Source organism: Fusibacter paucivorans, from assembly GCF_018390735.1.
Lineage (GTDB): Bacteria > Bacillota > Clostridia > Peptostreptococcales > Acidaminobacteraceae > Fusibacter > Fusibacter paucivorans.
This window is the reverse complement of sequence record NZ_JAHBCL010000058.1, coordinates 1-9,330: the sequence shown is the minus strand read 5'-3', so window position 1 is coordinate 9,330 and position 9,330 is coordinate 1. Positions and strand designations below refer to the sequence as shown.

The window sequence follows — 9,330 nt, the reverse complement described above, 5'->3', positions numbered from 1 at the left end:
CATGATTATTGGGCTGCAGTAACACTGCAGCCACTACACGCATTTTTTGAGGCAAGATAAGCGAGCTAGCTACGGCAAGAGTTATGAGCTAGGCAATGACAGAACTAGAAATCAGAAACAATTTGCCGTAATTTGCTTTCCTGCTGCTTAAGTATCCAAAATTGTTGCAGGACGTAGTTCTGTTTTAAAGAGAATGAAATGGACGTCGCTAGTTTATTCGAAGTCTTTTATGAGTCTTTAAGAGATGGATAAACCATCCATTTAAATGACAAAAATTGGAATGCGGATTGACGATTTACATATATCGCCATATAATTAACATTATTTGCCATAATTTGTTATTGAGTAATGTTTAGTAATGCTTAGGCTAATACTTATTGATTTGTAATCTTCATTAATCAATTGGCAATAGTAAGTGAGCGTTAATGTGGAACTCGTTGTTCAAAAGAATTGAAAACTAAAAAGGAGGCGAAAATGTCACTCAGAGAAATAAAAAAAAGGAATCGGAAGCATAGTAAAAAATTGGATGCTTACTTTAGAGAAGAGTTTTATTTTTTAAGTGAACGCAAATTGGAACTCGTTGGGTTGAGAAGGTTAGTGTGTACTGAAGTTAGTCTATATTCATATGGCAATGGTATTTGCTATGAATATGTTAATGTCACTGCTGAAGAAGATAGTATAAGCGGCGAAATGTTATATCGAATATATGATGATAGTAAGATTAAGACAGGTAATTTATTAGGGAATTATTGTGTCATTAGAGATAAAAAGCATCATTACAGATTCATCAAAAACAGTATTAACGATGATCCGATTAGAATAGTTTTAAAGCAAGCAAGGAGAAACTTTATTGTTTTAGTATTAATGCCATACTTGTATTTAATTGCCTTCTTATCGTGTTTTGCTTATGTAGTCCATAATTCTTAAAGTTTGCTAATATTAAAAATACTAATGATATTTTGGAATAAATAATATTTAAACTCTATTTTAGAATAAAAATGGAATAATAGTCGAATTAAAACTCGTTTTATGATATTATATTAATAAGGAGTGATATAATATGATAGTGAATTTTAGAGTTAAAAATTTTAAATCAATAAAAGAAAGAATTGAATTATCATTTGAAGCGGCAGCATTAAATAATTTAAGAGAAAATGTTATTGATATAAATACAGTGAATGAAAAAGAATATAATTTACTTAAGACTATAAGTATATATGGTCCAAATGCTTCTGGTAAATCTAATCTTATTAAAGCCATAGATTTCATGAAAAATTTTGTTATAACGTCTAATAGTTTGAATAAAGGAGAAAAACTTAATTACAAACCTTTTCGTCTTGATGAAGTTTATACAAATCTAGCAAGTGAGTTTGAAGTAGATTTAATTTTAGATGGAATTTTATATAATTATGGATTTTCATCAAATGAGAAAATAATCGAAAAGGAATACCTTTATTATTATCCTAAAGGAAGAAAAGCTACTGTATTTGAAAGAGAGAACAGAAGGAATTCGATTGAGAATAACATAGAGGATTTTAAATTTACAATAGATAAAACACGTCAAGATTTTTTTGCGTCTATGACCTCTACTAATAAATTATATTTATCTGTGTCCACAAATTTAGAAAATCAACTTACGGAGAAAGTTTTTAATTGGTTTAAAGATAAATTAGTAATTCATACAACAGATATTTCGAATGAATGGAATGGATATACTACGTATTTAATTAATGAAAATAAAGAGAAAAAGAAAATTTTAAGCTTTTTAAAAGGAGCAGATTTTAATATTAGTGATATAAGTACAATGGAAGCATCACTTGATGATGAAGATGATTTTATTAAGAAAGTTTCAAATATTATGAAAGAAGATGCATTTAAAAAATTAATATCAAGTCGTGATTATATTGAAGTAAAAACAACAAAAGCTGGTAAGGATTCTAATGGAAACAATATAGAAGTAAAATTCGATATGGCTGAAGAATCAGATGGTACAAATAAATTTTATGAATTGGCCGGGCCTTTTATTGATATGCTATCAAAAGGGAATTGTTTAGTTTTTGATGAATTAGATACTAAATTGCATTCAAACCTTCTGATTTTTTTAGTGATGCTATTTAATAAGAATAAGACTCATGCTCAATTACTATTTAGTGCCCATAACACTTCCGTTTTAGATCAAAAGTATCTGCGAAGAGATCAAATGTATTTTACCAACAGAAATAGTGATAATTCAACAGAGTTATATTCAGTTTATGATTTTCCAACAGAGAAGAGTTCTAGTAACATAATGAAGAGATATTTATCTGGGAGATATAGAGCCATTCCATTTATTGATGAAGAATTAGTTTTAGATTCAATTTTGGAGGCAATCAATGCCTAGAAGAAGACAGCAAAGACATATTGCACCAAGAACTGTAATTGTGTGTGGCACTGAAAAAACTGAACCTTTATATTTTAATGATTATAAAAGACATTTAAAGAAATGTGGTATACACATTGAAGGTGTAAGTGTTTTAAACACAAAAACTAAATATCAATCACCAGATAAATTGCTTGAATACGCATTAGAAAAGTCTCATGATTATGACCTTGATTTTGAATCAGGTGATAGCATTTGGTGTGTATTTGATTATGATGATTTTGGAAGCATAATTGAGCAATCAGTTAATAGAAAAAAGTATAATAATATTAAAAAAATTATTTCTTCAAGATGTTTTGAACTTTGGTATTTATTGCATTATAAATATACTACTAAGTTTATATCAAATACAGAGGAACTCGAAGAGGAATTATCAAAGTTACTTGGAGAAAAGTATAAAAAGAATATTAGCTATTTTAACCGATTGATAAGCAATCAAGATGATGCAATCCAAAATGCAAAAAAACTTGAATCCTATCATGAAGAAACTGGTAATAGGAGATATAGTAATCATCATAATCCCTTTACAGATGTATACAAGTTGGTTGAGTATTTGAATAACGTGAGTTCTTGCTAATACGTATTTTTAACGTCAGCTAACACAACGATTCCCACGCCATGATTCGTTCTTTTGAACGAACCACAGCTCACGTCGTGAATCGTGGGAACGATAGAAGAGATGCAATGAAAAATAAACTTTTTTTAATGATGTTAGTCGACATTGCTAATAAGCTTATATCTTTTCCTACACTTAAATTTACTTATACATAGTTTCTGCCGTTCTCACAAATTTATCACATATTCAGTTTATAGTAGTGGTACAAACGAATTAAATAAATTTGGATAAATGAAAGGAGAACGATAATGAAACGCATTAAGCAATTATGCATGATCGGAATCGTCGGCATGTTGATCGCATCCGGTTTTACGAACAGTAGCGCAGAGTCCAAGAGAGGACTACTATACATTTGACCTCAGTGAGAATATGGCACGAAAACGTATTGGCATTTGCGGCAGCGGTGGTTTTGCCCTGACAGCGGCGCAAGTTGATACGCGCATCAAGGCGGTTGCAACAGCGAGCATGTACGACATCATCCGAATTCCATTAACGTCTTTACGAACACCAGCCAAATGGCATTTATGAATCTTTCCTATGTTGACGATATTTCGCCAAGGCCTATACTCATGGTAATCGGTGAAAATGCACATTCAAATTATTTCAGTGAAAGTGTGTATGAAAAAGCGGCAGAGCCAAAAGAACTGTATGTTGTACCGAGTGCTAACCACGTCGATTTATATGACAAAGTGGATGTCATTCCGTTTGATAAACTCGAATCGTTCTTTAAAGACAATTTGTAAATGTTTAAATAAGGAAAAACGCCTTACGTGGTAAATGGCTGCACATAACTGTATGGTTAAGCGATCTGACTTTTACAGTTAATGTGCAGGCCAAATGCCGGAGGCGTTTTTTGTTGTTTGACGAAGTGAAGAAAATTTAACGCTTTAGCCTCTTGTAGCAGCTTAAGAATCATTATATAGTTGAAGCATGGTTGTTTACATTTACTTTGGCAAAATATTTTGAATTAAGGCATTATAGGTGATCTATGAAAAAAAGCAATAAGATGGCGAACAAGAAAAGTCTTAACCAGTTAAACCGACTTGTCGTCCTAATTATCCCCCTAGTCGTCGGCATTGGACTGATGCTGGCCGAAACATTTTACGAGGTCTCTGCGGGGCAAAAGAGAGAAGCATTAGGTATTGCACAGTATGAGCTTCAAATTAAGAATCGTATGAAAGAAGAAGTGACAAAAGCCGTTCAGATCGCAGATTTTTACTACATACATAACAGCAGAGCGCTCTCAAGAGAAGCGCTTCAACTGGAAATCGTTGCAATATTGGAGCAGCTGCAATCAGAAGATGTCGGTTATTTTTTTATCGCAGACTATCAGGGCAATAACATGCTTGGCCCGAGTAAAGGCAATAACTTTTATGATATTGAAGATAAGAACGGTTTAAAGGTTGTTCAGGAGCTTATCAAAAAAGCCAAGGAAGGCGGCGGGTATGTTACTTATATCATGCCGCCGATAGACAGTGTGGAACAGGTGCCGAAGATAAGCTATGTCATGCCGTTTGAACCTTTTGACTGGTATATTGGTGCAGGTGTCAATCTGTCTGAAATTGATACCATTAAGGCACAGATCAGCCGTGAAATACATCGGAAAAATTTAAAGACAATTGCGATTACCTGTGCCATGATCGTTTCGCTAATGGTGCTGTTTTGGCTGATTAATAATCGCTTTTATAAAGGTATTAAACGTGAGATTCACATGATTAACGATTATTTGGATAAATCAACCGTTGAACAGGCAACGCTTGATATCGATTTACTTCATTATGAAGAAATGTCGCAAATAGGGCAGTACACGGTTAGTTTGATCACAAAGCGAAACGAAGATCAGGCAGACTTAGAAACGTTTAACACTTCACTTGAAGAAGAAATCTCTGAACATGCAGCGACAATTGAAATGCTCAACAACAGCCGAAGGCGTATTGAATCCATTGTAAGCGCACTCCCGGATATAATCTTTATCATGGATTCAAATGGAACCATTGTCGACAGCGAAGCCGGAGGCAAACAATGGATGGGAAAAGCGGGCGAGGACTATGCGAACAGCAGTGTTTATGAAGCGCTCCCCAGCTCTGTTGCCAAATCATGTGTCGCGGCTATTCAGGAAACACTGAAGTCAAAAGGGATGTTTACGTATGAATTCAGTATGGAAGAAGGCGAAGGGAGAACCTATTATGAAGTGCGGATAACCCCCTATCAAAAGGATCAGGTTGTTGCAATTATTAGAAATGTGACAGATGCAAAGCAGTTCCAATTGACCAATGAATACCTCAGTTATCACGATCAACTTACGGGATTGTATAATAGAAGGTATTTCGAAGAAGCACTTATAAGACTCGACAATGCACTGTATATGCCAATTGCGCTGGCGATGGTAGATGTCAATGGTCTTAAAATGGTCAATGATGCTTTTGGTCACCAAACGGGAGACCAAGTATTGCGCCTGATTTCAAAGGCGATCCTTGCGCAGTGTACAATGCCGGATGGTTTTGTTGCTCGAATTGGCGGCGATGAATTCGTCATCGTCTGCCCGAACACGAACGAGCAGGAAATGGAAAAACTCACAAATGACATTTACGATGCGGTCAGCCAAATCAGAGAAGAGCTTTCGGTGGTTTCGGTGTCTGTTGGCTGGGATATAAAGAAACAGCTTGAACAAAGTATCACGGATATCTTTAATAAGGCAGAAGTGATCATGTACAGAAAAAAACTGACGGAGAGTCAGAGTATCCGGCATCAGGCCGTTCAGGCGATACTCAAAACGCTGAATGAAAAAAATGAGCGTGAGAAAATTCATTCCGAACGCGTGAGCATTATCAGCAGAATGATTGGCGAAGCAATGAATATGAATTACAGTGTGATTAAAGAAATTGAAACAGCCGGTTTGCTGCATGATATCGGTAAAATCGTGATCGATCAGGATATTCTCAATAAGACGGGCAAGCTGAACGAAGAAGAGTATGAGAAAATTAAAAAGCATCCGGAGAGCAGTTATCAAATTCTAAAATCGATTGATTCCTATGCCAGTTTGGCAGACGATGTATTGTCACATCACGAACGGTGGGATGGATGCGGCTATCCAAGAAGACTTAAGGGAGAGGAAATCCCATTCATTGCAAGGATAATTACCGTTGCCGATGCTTATGAAGCCATGACAGCGGATCGATCTTATCGACGTTCGATGACGAAAGAAGCTGCGCTTGCGGAATTAAAAGCGCATGCGGGAAAACAATTTGATCCAACTGTTGTCAACGCCTTTGAACGCGACGTATTCGACAAACTATAGCAGTCTATATTCAGCATGATGGACATTTTAGTGGCATAAGACGAGGTGAATGATGACAGGTGTACACTATATTGGCGTAATCGCCGTTTTGGCACTTATAGCATTTGTTGGGACCTTCTCGGGGAAAAAAGTAAGCAATGCATCGGATTTTTCAACAGGCGGCGGCAAAGCGGGCACATGGATTGTTGCGGGAACGATTATGGGGACACTGATGAGCGGACAGGCGACGATCGGAACGGCTCAGCTGGCATTCAATTTTGGCTTGTCAGCATGGTGGTTTACGCTGGGATCTGGGATTGGCTGCTTGTTATTGGGGGCAGTATATGCAGCGCCGCTTCGCAATAGCGGCAGCACGACTTTGCTGGGCGTTATTTCGACAGAGTATGGGCACATGGCCGGTTATATAGGTTCGATATTGTCGTCATTAGGCATTTTTATCAGTGTACTTGCCCAGGTGGTTTCGGCGACAGCAATGATTTCGGTCATTTTCCCTGTGAGCATCCCCGTTGCCGGGCTGATTTCAATCGTCATTATGGCATTCTACGTGATCTTTGGCGGTGTGTGGGGTGCAGGCATGGGCGGCGTCGTCAAACTGATACTGCTCTATATGGTTTCAATTATAGGGTGGATCATCGTTTGGCGTATTGCTGGGCCAAGCGAAATGATAAGCAATCTAAAAACGTTGCTCTCAGGTACACCGCTCGGCAGTGTGAATGGACTGGAAACATCGACAGAAGTGGTACATCAGTACATGAATTTAACAGCGCGAGGCGCAATGAAAGATATCGGGTCAGGCCTATCATTAATCCTAGGGGTTTTGTCAACGCAGACATACTCGCAGGCAATATGGGCAGGGAGCAGCAATCAAGTTGCTCGAAAGGGTGCACTTTTAAGTGCATTGATGATTCCACCGGTTGGTATAGCGGGTATTTTTATCGGAATCTTTATGAGAACGCACTGCATCACGACGGCTGAAATACAGGCAATTCTTGCAGCTGGACAAGCGGTTCCGGCTGGTCTTTTTGAGCTCACTAATACGGCGCAGGTCTTTCCCGCATTTGTCATTCATTATATGCCGAGATTATTGGGCGGCATAACACTTGGGACGCTTCTGATAACGGTTGTCGGTGGCGGATCAGGTCTTTCCCTTGGCGTAGCGACTATTATTGTACAGGATTTGATTGAAAAACGTTTTCAAGTATTAAAAGGCACAAAGATGGAACTCACTCTAATTCGGGGAACAATTGCAATGGTGCTGCTGCTCAGTGTTGTCGTGATGTTGTCAACGCAGAGCACCTTTATCAATGACCTCGGCTTTTTATCCATGGGCCTAAGGGCATCGGTGATCTTTATTCCAACGGGCTGCGCACTTTGGCTTAAAGGGAAAATAGGCAGTGTGTGGGCGAGAACAGCCATTATTGCGGGACCATTAACGGTGATTGTGGGCAATCTGCTAAAATGGTCTTTTAATCCGCTGTTTATCAGTATTGGCGTCTGTTTAATTGTGATGATGATGGGACTTGTGGCGAATAGACGCAGAACAAGTGTTTAAGGATATGGATTTGAAGGTGACAGCATCTACGTGGTGATTTTAGAATGGCATCGAATAGGTGCATCTAGCAGGGAGCTAGCAAGAATATAGCAGGGAACTAGCAAGAATATAGCAGGGAACATAAGTGAAAAAGCACACAGTCAGAACTTACCATAAGCGACTGTGTGCTTTTTAAGTTTGTACTTGCATCATGGGAGCAGTGTGTCAGTCCACTCGTTTTCTTTAAACCCGACGAGTACGGTGCTGCCGTCGTCAGTGACGAGAATAGGGCGTTTGACGAGCATACCGTCTGTAGCAAGAAGTGCTATTTGTGCCTCCGTGGTCATTTCACCCAGCTTATCTTTTAGATTGAGAGCGCGATAGGACTGACCACTTGTATTAAAGAATTTTTTGATGGGAAGCCCACTGCGTTCAAGCCAAGTATTCAATTCGTTTTGCGTAGGATTTTCAACGCTAATATCTCTAAAGGTATAGTCAAGACCATTTGCTTTCAAGAATTTTTCTGCTTTTTTGCAGGTGCTGCATTTTGGGTAACAAATAAATAACATGATTGACCTCCGGTGAATTAAGGATTTCGAGATTATTCCAAGATTATTCCAAGGTTATTCCATGATTGTTACAAGATTGTTCCAACTATATTGAAAGTGTCTCTTGTTCTTTTGTGAATAAAAAACTGAATGTAATTTCATTATATTTTAATGGTCAGAATTATCAAGTGAATCTTAAAGCAATTTTACCATGTCATTGCCCTATTTGGTTAAATGCTGATCAAGGCGCTTTTTTTGCCGCTAGGGCGTATAAGCATTGAGCATTAAAATTTAGATGATGCAATTTCTGCATATAAGTGTATGAAGGTAGAAATATTGTCTTTTTTGCTATTGGGGCTTGACATAGAGTCCACTTTATCAAGTACAATAGAAACAGCATTATAAGTCGGATAAGCAGCTTGGCGCGGTGATAAAGAAATGTCGACATGAAGTCGATAAGTGCGCTGCCATGTGTCGGCATGGGTACATACGGTTGCTTATGAATGCTTTAAAAAGATGTCATGAAGGCGTCTGTTTTCTAATGGAAACAGGCGCTATTTTTGTAAGGAAAACCATTGAAGATTTTAAAAACATCGAGGGCAATGACAGCATTGTCTCACCTCATACGGTAAGATTATTTTTAAAAATCTCAATGATATGGGGCTATTTTTAATATGGATTTTAACGAGTAAGCACTTTGGGGTTACTTAAAACAAAGTAGGCAGATTAGAAGTGCAGGTCGGGCTGAAAGATCGACGCAAACCCTTAAAGTTTCCAATAGTTGTATGTCATGTGAAAGGAGACCAGCTATGAAAAGTCAAGACTAAAATAACCGGAAATTCACTTTAATCAGTAGGTCTAAAAAAGGGCAACTTTAATAAGACTCCCTAAAAGGCAGTTTTCAAAATCTATCGATAT

At 37.7% G+C, this 9,330-nt stretch carries 8 protein-coding genes; 7 read left to right on the top strand and 1 reads right to left on the bottom strand.

What is annotated here, in order from left to right:
* The first annotated feature begins 474 nt into the window (after nucleotides 1–474).
* The 7 genes from KHM83_RS18990 (at nucleotide 475) to KHM83_RS18960 (ending at nucleotide 7,885) form a co-directional block, all read left to right on the top strand.
* Nucleotides 475–927, top strand: coding sequence for a hypothetical protein (locus KHM83_RS18990; RefSeq protein WP_213238612.1), 453 nt, complete (start codon nucleotides 475–477; stop codon nucleotides 925–927).
* A gap of 133 nt (nucleotides 928–1,060) precedes the next feature.
* Complete coding sequence (locus tag KHM83_RS18985; protein WP_213238611.1) at nucleotides 1,061–2,380, top strand: AAA family ATPase; 1,320 nt, start codon at nucleotides 1,061–1,063, stop codon at nucleotides 2,378–2,380.
* On the top strand, nucleotides 2,373–2,996 hold the full coding sequence (locus KHM83_RS18980; protein WP_213238610.1) for an RloB family protein: 624 nt from the start codon (nucleotides 2,373–2,375) through the stop codon (nucleotides 2,994–2,996). Before KHM83_RS18985 ends, KHM83_RS18980 begins: the two co-directional genes overlap by 8 nt.
* Nucleotides 2,997–3,404: 408 nt before the next feature.
* Complete coding sequence (locus tag KHM83_RS18975; protein ID WP_213238609.1) at nucleotides 3,405–3,563, top strand: hypothetical protein; 159 nt, start codon at nucleotides 3,405–3,407, stop codon at nucleotides 3,561–3,563.
* A complete protein-coding gene (locus KHM83_RS18970) occupies nucleotides 3,560–3,778 on the top strand; it encodes an alpha/beta hydrolase (protein WP_213238608.1) in 219 nt (72 codons plus the stop codon). Before KHM83_RS18975 ends, KHM83_RS18970 begins: the two co-directional genes overlap by 4 nt.
* A gap of 245 nt (nucleotides 3,779–4,023) precedes the next feature.
* A complete protein-coding gene (locus KHM83_RS18965; protein ID WP_213238607.1) occupies nucleotides 4,024–6,333 on the top strand; it encodes an HD domain-containing phosphohydrolase in 2,310 nt (769 codons plus the stop codon).
* A 49-nt stretch (nucleotides 6,334–6,382) separates the two neighbouring features.
* Nucleotides 6,383–7,885, top strand: a complete 1,503-nt coding sequence (locus KHM83_RS18960; protein ID WP_213238606.1) for a sodium:solute symporter family protein — start codon at nucleotides 6,383–6,385, stop codon at nucleotides 7,883–7,885.
* Nucleotides 7,886–8,073: 188 nt separating this feature from the next.
* Here KHM83_RS18960 and KHM83_RS18955 read toward each other — a convergent pair whose 3' ends face one another.
* Complete coding sequence (locus KHM83_RS18955; RefSeq protein WP_213238605.1) at nucleotides 8,074–8,433, bottom strand: arsenate reductase family protein; 360 nt, start codon at nucleotides 8,431–8,433, stop codon at nucleotides 8,074–8,076.
* Between the last annotated feature and the right edge of the window lie 897 nt (nucleotides 8,434–9,330).

What these genes read in the sequence shown, in the direction of transcription:
- KHM83_RS18990 (WP_213238612.1), top strand. Translation starts at nt 475, where the DNA reads ATGTCACTCAGAGAAATAAAAAAAAGGAATCGGAAGCATAGTAAAAAA.
- KHM83_RS18985 (WP_213238611.1), top strand. Translation starts at nt 1,061, where the DNA reads ATGATAGTGAATTTTAGAGTTAAAAATTTTAAATCAATAAAAGAAAGA.
- KHM83_RS18980 (WP_213238610.1), top strand. Translation starts at nt 2,373, where the DNA reads ATGCCTAGAAGAAGACAGCAAAGACATATTGCACCAAGAACTGTAATT.
- KHM83_RS18975 (WP_213238609.1), top strand. Translation starts at nt 3,405, where the DNA reads ATGGCACGAAAACGTATTGGCATTTGCGGCAGCGGTGGTTTTGCCCTG.
- KHM83_RS18970 (WP_213238608.1), top strand. Translation starts at nt 3,560, where the DNA reads ATGAATCTTTCCTATGTTGACGATATTTCGCCAAGGCCTATACTCATG.
- KHM83_RS18965 (WP_213238607.1), top strand. Translation starts at nt 4,024, where the DNA reads ATGAAAAAAAGCAATAAGATGGCGAACAAGAAAAGTCTTAACCAGTTA.
- KHM83_RS18960 (WP_213238606.1), top strand. Translation starts at nt 6,383, where the DNA reads ATGATGACAGGTGTACACTATATTGGCGTAATCGCCGTTTTGGCACTT.
- KHM83_RS18955 (WP_213238605.1), bottom strand. Translation starts at nt 8,433, where the DNA reads ATGTTATTTATTTGTTACCCAAAATGCAGCACCTGCAAAAAAGCAGAA.